Origin of the sequence: Sphingobium sp. TKS (assembly GCF_001563265.1) — a bacterium.
GTDB lineage: Bacteria > Pseudomonadota > Alphaproteobacteria > Sphingomonadales > Sphingomonadaceae > Sphingobium.
Genome location: NZ_CP005083.1, coordinates 3865208 through 3881853, shown reverse-complemented (window position 1 = coordinate 3881853; position 16646 = coordinate 3865208). Strand labels below are relative to the sequence as shown.

General features: G+C 62.0%; 17 protein-coding genes and 2 pseudogenes. 6 read left to right on the top strand and 13 right to left on the bottom strand.

The window, feature by feature from the left end; genetic code table 11:
- Nucleotides 1-51 precede the first annotated feature (51 nt).
- Entirely contained in the window at nt 52-1080 is a 1029-nt protein-coding gene (locus K426_RS19200) for a L,D-transpeptidase (RefSeq protein WP_373280351.1), read from the top strand.
- A gap of 121 nt (nt 1081-1201) precedes the next feature.
- Nucleotides 1202-1852 carry a hypothetical protein gene (locus tag K426_RS19195; RefSeq protein ID WP_021246268.1) on the top strand — a complete coding sequence of 217 codons (651 nt, stop codon included), beginning with the start codon at nt 1202-1204 and terminating at the stop codon, nt 1850-1852.
- 28 nt (nt 1853-1880) lie between these two features.
- Here the strand turns inward: K426_RS19195 and K426_RS33130 are convergent.
- Nucleotides 1881-2066: pseudogene (locus K426_RS33130) on the bottom strand (DUF7079 family protein); the annotation flags it as partial.
- A 280-nt stretch (nt 2067-2346) separates the two neighbouring features.
- Here K426_RS33130 and K426_RS19190 point away from each other — a divergent pair.
- The 3 genes from K426_RS19190 to K426_RS19180 all read left to right on the top strand — a co-directional run bounded on the left by K426_RS19190 (nt 2347) and on the right by K426_RS19180 (nt 4255).
- On the top strand, nt 2347-2598 hold the full coding sequence (locus tag K426_RS19190; protein ID WP_021246267.1) for a hypothetical protein: 252 nt from the start codon (nt 2347-2349) through the stop codon (nt 2596-2598).
- A gap of 193 nt (nt 2599-2791) precedes the next feature.
- The gene (locus tag K426_RS19185; RefSeq protein WP_021246266.1) at nt 2792-3493 is read left to right on the top strand and encodes a VIT1/CCC1 transporter family protein; all 702 of its coding nucleotides are present in this window, start codon (nt 2792-2794) and stop codon (nt 3491-3493) included.
- Nucleotides 3494-3565: 72 nt separating this feature from the next.
- Entirely contained in the window at nt 3566-4255 is a 690-nt protein-coding gene (locus K426_RS19180) for a cytochrome b/b6 domain-containing protein (protein ID WP_021246265.1), read from the top strand.
- Nucleotides 4256-4538: 283 nt separating this feature from the next.
- Here the strand turns inward: K426_RS19180 and istB are convergent, their stop codons facing one another.
- From istB to K426_RS19145, 7 genes and pseudogenes are all read right to left on the bottom strand, one after another.
- Nucleotides 4539-5378, bottom strand: a complete 840-nt coding sequence (istB, locus tag K426_RS19170) for an IS21-like element helper ATPase IstB (RefSeq protein ID WP_037487499.1) — start codon at nt 5376-5378, stop codon at nt 4539-4541.
- Between the two features lie 17 nt (nt 5379-5395).
- Nucleotides 5396-6883, bottom strand: a complete 1488-nt coding sequence (gene istA / locus K426_RS19165) for an IS21 family transposase (RefSeq protein ID WP_037487497.1) — start codon at nt 6881-6883, stop codon at nt 5396-5398.
- Between the two features lie 94 nt (nt 6884-6977).
- Nucleotides 6978-7547, bottom strand: coding sequence for a hypothetical protein (locus tag K426_RS19160; protein WP_037487444.1), 570 nt, complete (start codon nt 7545-7547; stop codon nt 6978-6980).
- Nucleotides 7544-8581, bottom strand: a complete 1038-nt coding sequence (locus tag K426_RS19155; RefSeq protein ID WP_021246214.1) for a zinc-dependent alcohol dehydrogenase family protein — start codon at nt 8579-8581, stop codon at nt 7544-7546. Before K426_RS19155 ends, K426_RS19160 begins: the two co-directional genes overlap by 4 nt.
- Before the next feature lie 36 nt (nt 8582-8617).
- A complete protein-coding gene (locus K426_RS19150; RefSeq protein ID WP_013846845.1) occupies nt 8618-9451 on the bottom strand; it encodes a universal stress protein in 834 nt (277 codons plus the stop codon).
- A gap of 115 nt (nt 9452-9566) precedes the next feature.
- Nucleotides 9567-9833: a hypothetical protein gene (locus tag K426_RS33125; RefSeq protein WP_021246213.1), complete on the bottom strand. Its 267-nt coding sequence runs from the start codon at nt 9831-9833 to the stop codon at nt 9567-9569.
- Nucleotides 9830-11087 (bottom strand): annotated as a pseudogene (locus K426_RS19145) (IS701 family transposase). Before K426_RS19145 ends, K426_RS33125 begins: the two are co-directional and overlap by 4 nt.
- A 151-nt stretch (nt 11088-11238) precedes the next feature.
- On the opposite strand from K426_RS19145, the gene K426_RS30455 reads away from it, so the two are divergent.
- A protein-coding gene (locus K426_RS30455; RefSeq protein ID WP_124916812.1) for an IS5 family transposase occupies nt 11239-11996 on the top strand; the annotation gives its coding sequence in 2 pieces (ribosomal slippage) (nt 11239-11572 and nt 11572-11996; 759 coding nt in all).
- On the opposite strand, the gene K426_RS19130 is transcribed toward K426_RS30455, so the two are convergent.
- From K426_RS19130 to K426_RS19110, 5 genes are all read right to left on the bottom strand, one after another.
- Nucleotides 11997-12848: a zinc-binding alcohol dehydrogenase family protein gene (locus K426_RS19130; RefSeq protein WP_021243103.1), complete on the bottom strand. Its 852-nt coding sequence runs from the start codon at nt 12846-12848 to the stop codon at nt 11997-11999.
- A gap of 31 nt (nt 12849-12879) precedes the next feature.
- Nucleotides 12880-13290, bottom strand: coding sequence for a group II truncated hemoglobin (locus tag K426_RS19125; RefSeq protein ID WP_013846847.1), 411 nt, complete (start codon nt 13288-13290; stop codon nt 12880-12882).
- Between the two features lie 47 nt (nt 13291-13337).
- Nucleotides 13338-13769 (bottom strand): response regulator transcription factor, encoded by a 432-nt coding sequence (locus tag K426_RS19120; protein WP_021690815.1) that lies wholly within the window; start codon nt 13767-13769, stop codon nt 13338-13340.
- Between the two features lie 62 nt (nt 13770-13831).
- Nucleotides 13832-14446, bottom strand: coding sequence for a response regulator transcription factor (locus K426_RS19115; protein WP_021243105.1), 615 nt, complete (start codon nt 14444-14446; stop codon nt 13832-13834).
- Nucleotides 14436-16259 (bottom strand): PAS domain-containing sensor histidine kinase, encoded by a 1824-nt coding sequence (locus K426_RS19110; protein ID WP_021243106.1) that lies wholly within the window; start codon nt 16257-16259, stop codon nt 14436-14438. Before K426_RS19110 ends, K426_RS19115 begins: the two co-directional genes overlap by 11 nt.
- Between the last annotated feature and the right edge of the window lie 387 nt (nt 16260-16646).

The following is a 16646-nucleotide window of genomic DNA, read 5'->3' as shown; positions in this document are numbered from 1 at the left end:
GATAAGATCACAACACCAGACATCATATTGCGAACCCCGACGCTCACTGCCGTGGCAACGGCCGGCGCATCCCACGCACCATCGACACGCTTCTCGCGCCGAACGCTTCTTGCCGGCACCATGACTGCCGCGCTCTGCCTGACCGCCGCTCCGATCCGCGCTATGGCGCTTGATCCAGGATCGATCGCGGCGAGCGTGGAAGCGTTACGGCCAGGAGAGTTCCTGTGGGCGCCCGAAACGGCTCCCGATGGTCCGGTGGTCATCATCGTCAGCCTCGCCAGGCAGCGGGCCTATGTCTATCGCAACGGCGTCCTGATCGGCATCTCGACCGTTTCCACCGGCGCAGCCGGCCACGAAACGCCCACCGGGGTTTTCACCATCCTCCAAAAGAAAGTCGCGCACAGATCGAACCTCTACAATGACGCGCCGATGCCCTACATGCAGCGCCTCACCTGGGACGGGATTGCCATGCACGCCGGCAATCTTCCGGGCTATCCCGCCTCGCACGGATGCATCCGGTTTCCCCTGACGTTCGCCGAGCACCTCTATGATGTCACGCAGCTTGGCCTGACGGTCATCATCACGCAGGCAAGCGAGATTCCGCGCTTTGCCCCAGCTCCCCGTATCCTGCAGGATACGGCCCGGCGCTCGTCGTTCGGGAATGCCTTTTTGACGGTCTGGCAGCCAGAGAAAGCACTCACAGGGCCGATCTCCATAATCGTCAGCGCGGCGGACCAGCGCGCCGTGGTGTTGCGAAACGGCATCGAAATCGGTTCGGCGCCTGTCGCCATCCGCGGCAAGATCTCCGGCCTTCAGGCCTTCAACCTCGCCTCCATCGACGAACACGGGACGCATTGGATGTTCCTCCCTGTATTTGGCGGTGCACAGACGGGGGAAGTCTCGCGGCAGGACCGGGAGCGGCTAATCCTTCCCGAGGACTTCAGACGGGGCCTGCTGTCGGTGCTCAAACCGGGAAGCACGCTGATCGTCACGGCCGATACCCTCGAAAGCGGGAGTACAGGCACATCCCTGACCGTGCTCACGGGCGAGGATGCCCAAGCGGATACAAACGAACGATGACGTTGTGCAATCCCGACTTCGCGTCCATCGCAGCGTCTTACCGCCTGATTCCAAACAATCCCCTGCCGTAATTGCGAAGACCGGCCTAATTACGACATACTCACCAGAGGATTTGACTTCGATGTCCCGATCATTGCGCGTTCCAGTTTCCCTTGCCGCCGCCATCCTGCTGGGGCTGTCCTCGGCGGCTCCGTCACTGGCTGAAACCGCGCCCGCTGCGCCACCTTCGGCCGACGCCACGGCAATCGCGGTACCCGACGGATTTGAGTTGGCGCCGGACGGCACAACTCTTGTCCACGTGGCCAGCGGCCTGCGCTTCCCGGAGGAATTCGAGGGCTTTACCCGCCTCAGGGAACGGGCATTCGATCCGGGCGGCGAGTATATCGCCATCGGCTACGACCGGCCACTCGGCACCGGCGACGATCGCATCGTGGTGCGGATGGCGGTGGTCCATATCGACCAGATGCCGCCACGCGACCACTATATGATCATGCGTCAGGCTACGATGTCCCATTTTGCCGCGCCGACCATCGTGTCGGAAGGACCGGCGACGATCCCAACCAATCGCCGCCTCAAGGCCTATCGCGGAACTTTCACCGGCTATCGCGACGGCAAACCATGGCGTTCCAGCCTGACGACAGTCGACTATGGCTATTGGAGCGGACGCATGACGGCCGCCTATCCCGAAAGCGAAGCTGCCGAAGCTGAGAAATATCTTGGCGTGCTGCTGGCGGAAATCCGCGCGCAGCGCCCAAAGGCGCCGAAACGGTAGACTGGGGACGATGCCCGCGCGAAACCGCTCACTTTGACGGAGCAAGCAGCGAGAGGAGGCGCCGCCAATCTTGTTCGATCATCCGCCAGCGAAAAACGGCAAGCATGTGGGTCAGCAATCGGGAAAGATAATTCCTTTCCCGTGATCGGGCTACGATTTCGTGGACCTCCCTTTCGGTCCACGGCTTCCATTGTCCAGCGACGGCGATCATGTTCGAGCGGAAGGCCGTATCGCTTCATCTCGCAATATACGCTCGGTTTCCGTTATCCGAATGGGGATTGCCGCAGTTATTGAGCGACGTAGTGCAAGTTATCCTTGCCCAGTTCGGCTCCCGTTCCGCTATTTCCTGGGCTGGAAGCTGATGCGGCTTGTAAGCCCCTCTAACGCGCCTCTCACTCATACGCGACGTTCCGCAGCGATCAAAGCGGCCTGATAGGCCGCATCCTCACCCATAATCGCACGCGCTGTCGCGATTAGTTCAGGACTCGCATTACGTGGACGACCCGTATCGAACGGGGGGCTGGATCATATTCGATCGCGAGTTACGTAATTTTTGCAGTCTCTTCACCCCGAAGTTTCGCAAGAAGACGGATTCCGAAATCGATCCCCGCGGTCATGCGAAGGCCAAAGCTGTGAACATAGCCGTCATGCACGTCGAAACCATATTGGAGGCAGCCGTCGAACCGGATGATCTGGAATTGGCGCTGCCTCTCATGAGCCGCCTGCAGGAGGCCATGATCACATGAACTAGGCCGGGTCTCTCCAATCTCTATGGATTCAAGCGTGACGGCCCCTTCACCGAGTGCCGATTTCAGCGTGGTGCGACAAATGTAGACCGATTCAAGTAGGGATTGCTGAGCTATGCCGGCTACCAATCATCGTCAGGGTTTCGTCAGGAAAGACTGTTGAACTTTTTCACGGCATTTTACGAAGGACACCATGAGCCGACTAAGATCCCATCCCGAACGCCATGCGGTGTCACGCATCGGCTGGCTACGCGCGGCAGTGCTGGGAGCCAATGATGGGATCGTTTCGACCGCGAGCCTCATCGTCGGCGTCGCAGCCTCCGGCGCGGGCAAGGCCAATATCCTGGTCGCAGGGATGGCGGCGCTGGTGGCAGGCGCCATGTCGATGGCCGCCGGCGAATATGTCTCGGTCAGCTCTCAGGCGGACACGGAGAATGCCGACCTCGCCCGGGAAAGAGGTGAACTCGCCGTTCAACCGGTGCTCGAGCATCAGGAACTGGCGGACATCTACGTCAAACGCGGTCTGAATGAGGAACTGGCCCGGCAGGTAGCCGACGAACTAATGGCAAAGGATGCGCTGGCCGCGCATGCCCGCGACGAACTCGGCATTTCCGAAGTCGTGACCGCCCGCCCTATCCAGGCCGCGCTCACATCCGCCGCAACTTTCAGCACAGGCGCCCTCATGCCCCTGATGTTGGTCGCCGTCGTTCCGCATGATAGCCTCGTCGCAATCGAGGTCGCGGCAACCCTGTTGTTTCTCGCACTGCTGGGCGCGCTTGGCGCCTGGGCCGGGGGCGCCCGCCCCATGAAATCAATCCTACGGGTCACATTCTGGGGCGCGCTGGCCCTGGCTGCGACCGCGGGCATCGGGAGGCTGTTCGGAACAGTGGTTTGAACCACGCTGCTCACATCGTCAGGATTCGGTCAGTGAACACCCGTAGCCCTTCCAGCTGGAAAGGCGAACGTGATGACAAATTCTGAATATACAAGGACATTCAAGGTTTGGGACACGCCGCTACGGCTATTCCATTGGCTGCTGGTCCTAGCGATCTCGATCGCGTTTCTCTCTTCCGACGACGATAGTCCGATCGCATCGTGGCATATGGTCGCAGGATGGTCTGCTGCTGCCTTGCTTGCGTTCCGTCTGATCTGGGGCTTCGTCGGAGGCGAGCATGCCCGGTTCGTGAATTTCATTCGGCCAACAGCAATCGCCACCCATGCACGCGACCTTCTAGCTGGCCATCCTCGACGTTCCGTGGGTCATAATCCACTGGGCGCGATCGCAGTCGTGGCGCTGATCGGATTGACCGGAATCGTCATCTGGAGCGGCAGCAGCGTTGCGGCAGGCGGCATGGACAAAGACCTTCATGAAGCCCTCGCCTACAGCCTGCTTGCTTTGATCGGGCTTCATGTCGGCGCCGTGCTGTTGATGTCGCTGCTCACCGGCGAAAACCTTGTTCGCGCGATGATCAGCGGCCGCAAGAAGAACAGCCTCTATCCGAATGTGCGTGAGGCTCGGGGACCAGGCTTGTTTGCGGCTCTACTTGGTGCCGCAGCGATCGTTCTGGCAATCATCGCCATTGTCATGGTGGATCCGACCGCCTTCGCGCCGCAGCAACGCCATTCCCATCACGGTTCGCACGAGGAAAGGGATTGAAAACATCGGTTGATGGTCTGGTAGAAAGCTTCAATCCTTCTTGCCTTTCGTTCCTGGTGGAAAGTCTACATTAAACCCATGCGCCTTCTCATCGTCGAAGATAATGAGCGAATGGCGGCACTGATCGCCGACGGTCTTCAGCGCCGGGGCTTCGTGTGTGTCAACGGCGGTCTGATTCCAAGCCAGCGGGGCGGAGTAAAAGCAGGCCATTGTTGATGCAGGGATGATGATATGAAGAGGGCCCCGATCGGGGCCCTCTTCATATCATTGTTGTCTTTGCCGATCAGGTGGTGGTGATCTGGCCGGTGTCCGGGTCGATGGTGTCGCTGGCCGGGTATTGCTCCGCCCTGGCGGCGGATCGGCGGCGGCCGGCGGACTGCTTCAGCCGGTAGCTGTCGCCGTTCATGGTCAGAATACTGACGTGGTGGGTCAGCCGGTCGAGCAGCGCGCCGGTGAGCCGTTCGGAGCCCAGGACCTGTGTCCAGTCCTCGAAGGGCAGGTTGGACGTGACGATGGTCGAGCCGCGCTCGTAGCGCTGCGAGAAGACCTCGAACAGCAGTTCGGCGCCGGTCGCCGTCAGCGGCACATAGCCCAGCTCATCGACGATCAGCAGCTTGACCGCGGCAAGCTCGCGCTGGAGCTTGAGCAGCCGGCGCTCGTCGCGCGCCTCCATGAGTTGGTTGACCAGTGCGGCGGCGGTGGTGAACGCGACCGTGAACCCCTTCTGGCAGGCCGCCAGGCCCAGCGCGAGCGCGGCATGGGTCTTGCCGGTGCCGCTGTTGCCAAGTGCGATGACGTTCTCGCGGCGCAGGATGTACTCGCAGCGGGCCAGCTCGAGCACCAGCGGCTTGTTGAGGCTGGGGATGGCGGCGAAGTCGAACGTGTCGAAGCTCTTCACCGCCGGGAACCGGGCGGCCCGGATGCGTCGCTCGACCGTGCGCCGTTCGCGGTCGATCAGCTCCAGTTCGATCAGCCGGAGCAGGTAGCGCGGGTGATCGACACCATCGCGGGCGCACTCGCGGGCGACCTTGTCATACTCGCGCAGCACCGTCGGCAGCTTCAGCTGCTTGAGGTGATGGGCGAGCAGCACCTGCGGCGCCGTGCTCATCGTGCCCGTGGGCATCGGGTCATCAGCCCGGGTCATGCCGCCAGCACCGCATAGTCGGCCGCCGACGTCGTCTTCACCGCGGTTCTGGGCAGATGCGGATAGGCCGCCAGATCGAGCCGGGCGGGCCGCCGCTCGATGCGCGCCAGCGCGATCAGCTTGACTGCGTCGAAGCCGGGCGCGCCGATCTGGATCGCCTGGGTCACCGCAGCGGTGACGATATCGAGCGGCAAGGCCTCCAGCAGCCGCAGGACCTGGATGAACTCGCGCTTGCCGCGATTGCCCATCCTGGCCTCCAACAGATGCCGCAGATGCTGGAACACCTCAGGCAGGCGCCAGCCCTGCAACGCAGCCGCCTGGTCGAGCGCCCCCGGCTTGGTCTCGATGAGGGCGAGATAGTGGAGCGGCTCGGCGATGAACGCACCTTCGGCGTAGCAGCGGGGATGCCGGGCGATCTCCTGCCCACCGCACAGGATCACGACCTCATCGACGAAGCCCTTCACCACGACGTCCTGGAACCCATAGGCCGTCGGCACCGAGTAGTCGTTGGTCCGGTAGCGCACCAGCGCCGTCGAGGAGACACGCGCTGCCCGCTTCTCGCACGGTTCCAGCGGCACCGCCGGCAATGGGCGCAGCGCTGCCAGATCGGCCACCAGGCGCTCACCGATGGTCGCGGTGTGCCGGCCGGCACGCTCGGCCTGGCGCGCGCGGCAGCGATGCTCCAGTTCGGCGTTGAAGGCATCGAAGCTCGCCGCGTCAGGGACCGGCGTCATGAAGCAGCGCCGGGCAAACTTCACCAGTCCCTCGACCTTGCCTTTGTCGTTGCCCTTGCCCGGACGGCCGAAGCGGTCTCGGAACAGGTAATGGCTGACCAGTTCGGTGAAGGCCCGCGTCCGCTCGCGCTTCCCGTCGCCGCAGATCTTCGCCACCGCGATCTTGGTGTTGTCGTACAGGATCGATAGCGGCACTCCGCCGAAGAAGGCGAACGCCGACACGTGCCCGTCGAGGAATGCCTCGGTGGTCTCGCGCGGGAACGCCTTCACGAAGCAGGCGTCCGACTGCGGCAGGTCGATACAGAAGAAGTGGATCTTCTGCCGCACCCCGCCGATCACCCCGACCGCTTCGCCAAAATCGACCTGCGCATGGCCCGGTGGGTGGGCCAGTGGCACGAACGTCTCGCGCCCGCGGGCTCGGCTGATCCGGACATAATCCTTCACCACCGTGTAGCCGCCTGCAAAGCCATGCTCGTCGCGGAGCCGCTCGAAGATCCGCTTGGCGGTATGCCGCTGCTTCACCGGCGCGGTCCCATCCGCCGCCAGGATCGCGTCGATCACCGGTAGCAGAGGACCCAGCTTCGGCTTCTCCACGGGCTTGGTCCGCGTGTAGCCCGGCGGTAGCGAGAACCGGCACATCTTCCCCACCGTCTCCCGGCTCAGCCCGAAGACCCGCGCCGCCTCGCGCTGGCTGTGACCCTCGATAAACACAAAGCGCCGAACAGCGGCGTAGCTCTCCACGGCAAACATCCTTGGCCGACCTCAAAAAGGTTCAGCCTAACCAATGGCCGGATTTTACTCCGCCGCGCTCAGCACAATGCCGGCGCTCCACTGGCTGGTTTTGTCACCGCCATGCACACAAACGGTCGCCGGCCTCGACCATCGCCCTGGTGAGATGGTAGGTCTCGTCCTCGTCGAAGGGAAGCGTGGCGGTAGCCGTGAGGAAGGCGGCGAGGTGCACATCGGCATAGCGGCCCGCCACCACGTCACCGACGATGCTGGTCAGCGCGGCCCCGTTCAGCCTGTGTCCGTAGATGCGCTGGCGGACGCAGGCGATCGATTCGAGGGGCGGCGCATGACCGACCTGGACAACGGTTCCCTCCTCCACGCCAAGCGCGACCCAGGCCGCTTCGGACAGACCGATCTCGTCGCCGGCCAGGAAGTCGCCCTCCACCTGATAGAGCGTGGCCGCGATCGGCTGGCTGCCGTTGCGGATATAGACCTGGGTGTGCGCGGCAAGGCCCTCGGCATGGCACACCGGGCTGTCGGTCCGCATGATCGCGACCAGCTCATGATGCGTGTGAAGGCGCAGCCGGCGCGCGCGCGCGAACGATGGTTCCGCCGGTTCGGAACTCCCTATATTCGGATGGAATTGCTGCGCATCGCCCGGAATATCGCTGGAAACCCCGATCACGTGTCGATCACCACCTTCAAGGCATGAGTATCGGCTGCGCGCGCGAACGTCTCATACGCCTCCAACATGTCCGACAACGCGAAACGATGGGTGACGAGCTGTTCGGGCCGCAGGCGCTTGGCCTCGACCGTCTTCAGGAGCATCGGCGTGCTGACGGTGTCGACGAGCCGGGTGGTGATGGTGATGTTGCGCGACCAGAGTTCCTCCAGATGGAGGTCGACCTTGGCGCCGTGGACACCGACATTGGCAATTACCCCGCCGGGCGCGACCAGTTCTTCGCATAACGCGAATGTCGCAGGGATCCCGACTGCTTCGATAGCCGTATCGACCCCCTTGCCGTCGGTGAGCTCTCGAACCAGGCTCACGACCGGATCACGTCCGCTGTTGAACGTGTCCGTCGCGCCGAACTTGCGCGCGACGGCGAGGCGATTGTCGTCGAGATCGATCATGATGATCCGGGCCGGTGCATAAAATTGCGCAGTCAGCAGGGTCGCCAGGCCGATCGGTCCAGCGCCGACGATCGCGACGCTGCTGCCCGGTGCAACCTTCCCGTTCAGGACGCCGCACTCATAGCCCGTCGGAAGAATGTCGCTCAGCATGACGAGGGCATCCTCATCGGCCCCCGGCGGGATCGCGTGAAGGCTGTTGTCGGCATGGGGGATGCGCACGAATTCGGCTTGCGTGCCATCGATCCTGTTGCCCAATATCCAGCCGCCCTCGACGCAATGCGAATACATGCCGCGCCGGCAATATTCACACCGGGCACAAGAGGTGATGCAGGAGATCAGGACATGATCTCCGGGCTTGAAGGCTCCAACCGCGGTTCCGACCTCCTCCACGATCCCGACACCCTCATGTCCGAGGATCCTGCCCGGCTCGCACGTCGGCACATCCCCCTTCAGGATGTGCAGGTCGGTGCCGCAAATGGTGGTCTTCGTGATCCGCACGATCGCATCGCCGGGTGCCTGCAAGGCCGGCCTCGGGCGATCCTCGAGACTCTTCTCGCCGGGGCCATGATAAACGAGAGCTTTCATGATCTCCTCCGTTCAACCGTTAGACGGGTTCGCCAGTCAGTGTACGAAAACGATCGGCAGGCGCTGATGATCGATCAGTTCCCGCGTCACGCCGCCAAGCACGAACTCGAGTGCGCGCGAACGCCCATAGCCACCGATCACGAGCACATCGGCTTTCTGCTCCACTGCGTAATTCTGAAGGACAGCCGACGTATCCTTACCGGATGAGCTGATCGGACAAACGCCGCCGCTATGGCCATGTCGCGCGAAAAGGCGGGCGATCTGGACACCGCCCCGGTGCTCCCCGGATTCGACACCCGGATCATCGACAATCGCAACGTCGATACGGGCATCGGGTTCGGCCAGATTGAGAAGCGCCCTCGCGGCGCGGAACGATTCAAGTGATGCGTTCCAGCCCAATACGGCGTGATCGATGGGACCAGGATTCCAGGAGGCCGGCAAAATGACCGTCGGCACGCCCGTAAACAGAAGCGCCTCGGAGATACGGCGCCTCAAGCCATCCCTTTGCCAGCGCCCGACACCCGGAATCAGCGCGATATCCGCGTACTGGCCTTCAGCCTTCACGAGACCGGGTATCAGCCCGCTGGCCTCGAACACCGAGTGAACCTCTACTTCGATCGCGGTATTCCTGGTTCGTTCGCGAACGGCCGCCAGATGTTCGTCGCGCTGGTCCTCGGATACCGTGATGGCCTGCGCGAAAGCCATGGCATCGGCCGCCGCGGCGAATGCGAGATTTTCGGTCACGACGACGATCGTAAGCGCCGCTTCATGCATACCGGCATAGGCAAGCGCCTGATCAACGGCGGTCAGGGAATGCTCTGCACCGTCCACGACGACGAGCACATGTTTGATCTGTGAAATGCTGCTCATGATCGCATCATGGCCCCGGCCATTGATGACCGCACTCCGTAACTTTACAGAGGCACCGCGTGACGCGCACTCGCCCCTGGGGCCGTGAAGAGGGCGCTTCGCGGCGAGTGCATACTCAAGCCTTCGCGTAGTTCGATGGCACCAGGACGGCCGCTCCAACAACGGCGCCACTGCGCAACCGCTCAAGCGCGACATTGGCTTGAGCCAGCGGAAAGACCGTCGTCACGGATTTGACGTTGGCTTTCTGCGCGATCTCGAAAAAGCTTGTGCCGTCTTCGCGGGTCAGATTAGCACTACTTTGGCAGATTTTGCCGAGGAGTTTCCAAAGGACTACGTCCGCAGTGCGGACATGGCCGATCGGGCGGCTTGGGGAGGCGGTCAATGATGGCTTGCCGGATCGCCGGCAAGCTCGGCTTCGGTGGCGGCCCGGCGATTCTTTTTCCCCCCCTTTGGCTTGCTTGAGGCGTAGTGACTGGAGGAAGGCGAAGGCGATCATGGACATCAGCGCGTGCCGGTGCAGGCCCTTCCATGATCGGCCCTCGAAGTGATCGAGCCCGAGTTCTTCCTTGAGTTGCTGATGCGCCTGTTCGCAGATCCAGCGGGCCTTGATGGCGCCGGCAAGCTGCTTGATCGGAGTATCGACTGGGAGGTTGGTGAGGTAGTATTTGCGCTCGCCGGTTGAGCGATGCTCGCCAATGAGCCACACTTCCTCGCCCGGCAGGTGCTGGGCGCCCATGTCATGAATGCGCTGCGGCGGACCGTCAGCAACCTTGACGCGGACCGCGGCGAAACGGGCCGAGAGTTGACCTTTGGTTCCACGCCGCCAGCTGACCTTGCGCCATGGCACAGTCTCCAACATCGCCTGCGCCGATACGGACGTGATGTTGGGTATCGCGTTCTTGCGAGGGCGGCCCCGGCCAGCGACCGGAAAGACCATCGCGACGTCGGCGGGGTAGACCTTCTGCTTGAAGGGTATGCCAACTGCCCAGGTGAGGCCACGCTTGCTCAGGCCCTGCCGGAACGGCGCGGAAAGGCCGTATCCTGCGTCGGCAAGCACGCAGCCGAAGCGGACGCCGGCTGCGTGAACCCTGTCGATCTCGGCCAGCGCAATCTCCGGCTTGGTCCGGTAGTGCCGGAAGTCCTCGGGAACTCCGGCACGTTCCAGGCGAGCCATATCGCTCGTCCAACTTTCCGGCAGGAACAGGCGCAAGCCCACCATGACTGGTACCTCGCCCGAAGCCAGAGTCAGCGACACCAGCGTCTGGCAGTTGGCGTTTTTGCCGAGGGCCGAAGCATATTGCGGCGCCACGCCAACCGAATGCCGTCCCTTCTTAGGCAAGGCCGTGTCGTCGATGATCAGCCAGGCGTCATTGGCACCCACCTGCCGGTCGGCTTCGGCAAGCAGCGCCATCTCCAGTGGTGCTTCATCCCAGACGCCGCTGCCGATGAAGTGGTGCAGCTTGTCGTAGCTGACATCGCCATCCCGCGCCGCCATCGGCTGCACGCTCTTGCGGTCACCAGGTCCAATCAGACCTGCTATGTAGGCAGGGCACATCCGACCGCGCGTCTTGTTCCGCAAAGCCACGACAAACGGCGCAAGCCATGCGTCCAGTTCGCTCCGCCAATCCCCGTTCATCGCCAGCCCCCATAAAAGCTGGCTCCCCATGAATCAGGGATTCTGCCCTTTGGGAATCCCGAAAATCACATTTCTGCCAAAGTAGTGTTAGGCTCAGGACCCATTGATTGGCTGAGTGGTCTGTGATTCAGGCTCCGCAAGGAGACTGAGCGTGAGTGACCTGTACTGGCTGACCGACGAGCAGATGGCGCGACTTTCGCCGTATTTTCCCAAGAGCCACGGCAAACCTCGTGTGGATGACAGGCGGGTCCTGAGCGGGATCATCTTCGTCAATCGGAACGGCCTGCGTTGGCGGGATGCTCCCAGGGAATACGGGCCGCACAAGACGCTCTACAACCGTTGGAAGCGCTGGGGCGAGATGGGTGTCTTCGGGCGCATGATGGAAGGCCTCGCTGCCGAACGCGCAGAGCCAACGACCGTCATGATCGATGCGACCTATCTGAAGGCACACCGCACGGCTTCGAGCCTGCGGGTAAAAAAGGGGATCGCGGCCGCCTGATCGGACGCACGAAGGGCGGCATGAATACCAAGCTTCACGCCATCACCGATGCCCATGGCCGCCCCTTGAGCTTCTTCATCACCGCTGGACAGATCAGCGATTATACCGGCGCGGCAGCCTTGCTCGACGATCTGCCCAAGGCGCAATGGATGCTTGCCGACCGGGGCTATGACGCCGAATGGTTCCGGGACGCACTCGAGCAAAAAGGCATCAAACCCTGCATTCCCGGCCGGAAATCTCGATCCTTGCCCGTCAAATACGACAAGCGCCGATACAAACGCCGTAACCGCATCGAGATCATGTTTGGTCGCCTCAAGGACTGGCGACGCGTGGCAACGCGATACGACCGCTGCCCGACCGTCTTCTTCTCCGCTCTCGCGCTCGCGGCAACAGTGCTCTTCTGGCTCTGATCAACGAGTCCTGAGCCTAGCCACCGATGCAATGGTTCGCTCACCCCAGAGGTCAGCATAGGGGAACGACGGAATGTCGCTCATGTGGATCCCTGCGCAGATCACCCTGCCTCCCTTGTGGATTGCACGCAGCGCGCGCGGAACAAGATCACCGACGGGGGCAAAGAGGATCGCCGCATCGAGTTCCACGGGCGGGTCATCCTCCGATGATCCGGCCCAGGCGCAGCCGAGTGATCGCGCAAAAGCCTGTCCCTCGTCGTCTCCCGCCCTGGTAAAGGCATAAACCGCCCGGCCCTGCCACAGCGCAATCTGGGCGATGATATGCGCGGCGGCGCCAAATCCGTAGAGACCGATCCGCGTTCCCTCCCCCGCAGCGCGCAGGGACCGCCAGCCGATCAGCCCGGCGCACAGCAAGGGCGCGGCTTCTTCATTGGAAAAGGCGTCGGGTATCCTGAAGCAGAAGCGAGCGTCCGCAACCGTATGGGTCGCATAACCGCCATCCCGGGTGCATCCCGTGAATGCGGGACTATCGCACAGATTTTCATGACCTGTTCGGCAATAGTCGCAATGGCCGCAGCTATGTCCGAGCCAGGGAACGCCGACGCGATCACCGATCGCGACATCGGCGACCCCTTCCCCCGCCGCAACAACGATGCCGACAATTTCGTGCCCGGGAACGATGGGGAGGCGGGATTCGATCTCCCCATCGACGATATGCAGATCGGTTCGGCAGACGCCGCAAGCAGCGACCTCGATGAGAAGCTCGCCTCGACCAGGCGTTGGAACCTGTCGCGCGACGAGCCGCAGCGGCGTGCCGACCGCTTCGAGCTGCATCGCGAACATCTCGGTCATAGTGATTTCTTCGCCTGTTCGCGCCGCGGGGTCACGCTGCCGACGCGGCACGCGCCGCCATGCCCTGCGCCATGTTCGACAAGGCTTCGGCCATCTTGACGCCCAGGGCAGGATCTACCGTCGAATCAGCGATGGCGCGGCGCATCGCGTCACACCACTGATCCGCTGTCTCACCAGTGATCGGCAGGCGCGCATGGGCCGACATCATGCAAACGCCAGGGTGATCATCAAACCAATCTCGCGGTCCGCCCAGCCATGCGTTGAGAAAACCGGCAAGCGAAACGCGCATCGGCCCCAACTCCGGGGCGTGTAGCGCACGCAACTCCCGATAGGCGTCCTCCTGATCCATCAGATCATAGAAGCGGTCTACGATATTCCGGACGACGACGGCCCCTCCAACCAGATCATAGGGCGCCTGCTGTTTCTGTTCCGCTGCTGTCACACGTTTCTCCTGTTATGCTGCGCACTCCCTTTTGGTCGAGCGTCGTTTCAAATGCGCTTTCCCACGCCCGTCAGCCTGGCAAGCGCGCCAGTCAGCGCATGTTCCCGCAGGGGCTTTTCCAGAACATGGGCGAACCCCTGCGCCAAGGCACGCTCGGTCAGTTCGGCCGATGGGAACGCGGTGATGAGTATGGCTGGACCCGGCCAGCCACGTTCGCGCAGGCGGCAAAGCACCTCGATGCCATCGCTCTGCTCCAATCGAAAATCAGCAACGAAGCAGCAGGCATCCCCCGATAACGGATCGTCCAGAAGCGCCGCACCAGCCGCATAGGCCCGGACGTCAAAACCCTGCGCACGAAAGAGAAGCTGCAGTGAACGGCGAACACCGGCGTCATCCTCGACCAGAAGAAGACGCGGGCGTTCCCGCAACGGGGCCGCAATATTCTCGCCTGACATCTCACACCATCGGCCCAGCGGCATTGCTGGTCCCTCGGACGATGTCAGGAAACGATCCCCGGGTCGCTACGTAAGTGTCCCGATCCTCAGCCCGTGATCCCCGCGGAAAACGCGATACGGAGCGCCTCCGACAGGCTGCGAACGCCCAGCTTGGTCATGAGGTTGGCGCGATGCACCTCTACGGTGCGCGGCGAAATCCCAAGATCATAAGCGATCGTCTTGTTTGGCAGTCCTCGCGCAAGCCCCTTGAGCACATCCTGTTCGCGCCCGGACAGAGCGGCGACGCGGATCGTTGCGTCGGCGGCGCGGGTTGCCCTGCCTTCAACGTCGGCAAGCCGTTCGAAGGCACTTTCAATAGCCGCGAGCAACACCGCCTTCTCGAACGGTTTCTCGATGAAGTCGACTGCGCCGGCCTTCATCGCGCTTACAGCGATCGACACATCGCCATGCCCAGTCAGGATGATGACGGGCATCGCGATACCGCGTTCGTTCAATTCCTTTTGGACTTCGAGCCCATCCATCTGAGGCATACGCACATCGAGGAGAATGCAGCCCTCGGCCGCGTTCCTCACGTCTTTCAGAAATTCAACACCGGAGGACCAGGTTTCGACCGAGAAACCTGATTTCTTGAGCATGAAACCGGCAGATCGACGGATTGCATCTTCATCGTCGACGATGTGGACGATCCGCTTATCCTCCATAAGATTGCTCCCTATCTGCCCTGACCAGTGTGAAATGGAATTGCGTGCCGCCCCCTTCCGCAGGCTCCATCCAGATGCGCCCGCCATTGGCTTCGACAATCGTTCGACAAATCGAAAGACCCAACCCCATGCCGTCCGACTTGGTGCTGACAAAGGCCTTGAAGAGTTGGGCAGCGACCTCGGGGGCCATTCCCGTGCCGGTATCGGACACCGTGACACGCACAAAACCCGCCTGGTCGGGACCGGTGCGGATGGTGAGCACAGGCCTGGCGCGCGCATTCATGGCCTCGACCGCATTGCGGATCAAGTTCACGAGGACCTGCTGGATCTGGACCTTATCGACGAGGACCGTCGCAGCTTCGTGATCGATGTCCATGCGGGTTTCGATCGATTTCTCGCCCGCGCCCATCAGGCCGAAGGCAGCCGCTTCGTTGATAAGGTTAGGCAAGTTCTCGACAGTCTTCTCGACCTCCCCCCTGGCAACGAAATCACGCAAACGGCGCACGATATGACCCGCGCGCATCGCTTCCCCCGCGGCGTCTGTCAGCGCCTCCCGGATGTCGGGCAGATCATCGGGATCTGGCTGGTCGAGCAGGTCCCGGACCGCTTCGAGATAGTTGGCTACGGCGGTGATCGGCTGATTCAGCTCATGGGCGAGCGTCGACGCCATCGTCCCCATCGCGCTGACGCGCGCGACGTGGATCAGTTCGGATTGAAGCTGCTCTAGCCGCTCCTGTGTCCTTTGGCGATCCGTCAGATCGCGAATGAAGCCGGTGAACAGCCGCTGGCTCTCGCCGGCCGCTTCTCCAACCGACAACTCCATCGGGAAGGTCGTCCCATCCTTTCGCAGTGCAAAAACCACGCGTCCGATCCCGATGATGCGCCGCTCTCCTGTACGCAGATAGCGCTCGAGAAAACCGTCATGGCGTTCGCGATAAGGCGAGGGCATCAACATGCTGACATTGGAACCCAGGACTTCCTCCTGAGTGTAACCGAACAAACGCTCGGCCGCCGTGCTGAACGACACCATCGTGCCGCCTTCATCGATGACGATCATTGCATCGGGGACCGTCGACAAAATCGAACGAAGATGCGCTTCACTGTTGCGAAGAGAGCTCAGCGTTGCTCGCTGGTCGGTGATGTCGTGGACAACTGTCGCGAAACCGCCCAACGATCCGTCGGGTTTTTTCAACGCGGTGATGGAAATGTGAGCCAGAAACTCACTGCCATCCTTACGAATCTGCCACTCGTCGATCTCGATCTTGCCACGGTGTTGTGCTTCGGCAAGCAAGGACGTCGGCTTGCCGCTGGCGACGACATCGGCCGGATAAAACCGATCTGTAAGCTGGCCGGCCATCTCGACCTCTGTCCAGCCTTTCAGACGCTCGGCGCCCCCGTTCCAGATCGTGACCCGCCCTTCAGCATCGAGCATATAGATCGCATAATCTTCCGCCCCATCGATGAGCAGGTTCAGTTCTGCGGCCAGCATCCTCGTCCCGTCCGCGAGATCGCGAGCGCGTGAGAGAGTACGATGGTGATTCCGCCAAAGCAGAGCCATGGCGGCGAGAAACAGGAACAGGGCAACCCACTGTTCTGCCACGGTCGGCCAACCGTCAACGATTGCGAGCGTCGTAAGGGTAACGAGCGTGACGCCCGCCAACACCACGATATCCGGCCTGAGCGCCACGAGCACCATACCGGCCACGCCGAGAGAGACGAAATAATGAACGCTCTCGTCGATCTGCCGGCCAAGCTGCCATCGTGTGACCACCGCGATGACGGCGATAGCCAGTCCCGCGAGGGACGCGGTCAAAAGCCGGGCATGGATCGAACGGTCAACCAGTGGCGCAATGGCACCCGCTTGCCATGAATGGAGGAATTTCCCGGATCGCGGAGCGGTTTTAATGATGACTCTGCCTCTTCGTCGTCAGAAGGAAGCAGCAAGCGCTGATACCCCTTTCTGTCTCAAGCCTATCAACAGCGCCTCGTGCGATCCATTAAAATTGGCAACCATCTCAACGATGATGTTACTTGCTTTGGAGTTCAGCGCTGGAAACATGTCCAGACCGTCGCATCCACGAGCTTCAAACCGTCGGCGTTCTTTAGGCCGGGCTCTTCGGATTGTCATCATCCGTGCAACTTGCGCGCTGCTACCTGAACCAATGGACCCGCGGGTCCATTGTGAGATGGTGAGCGCCCC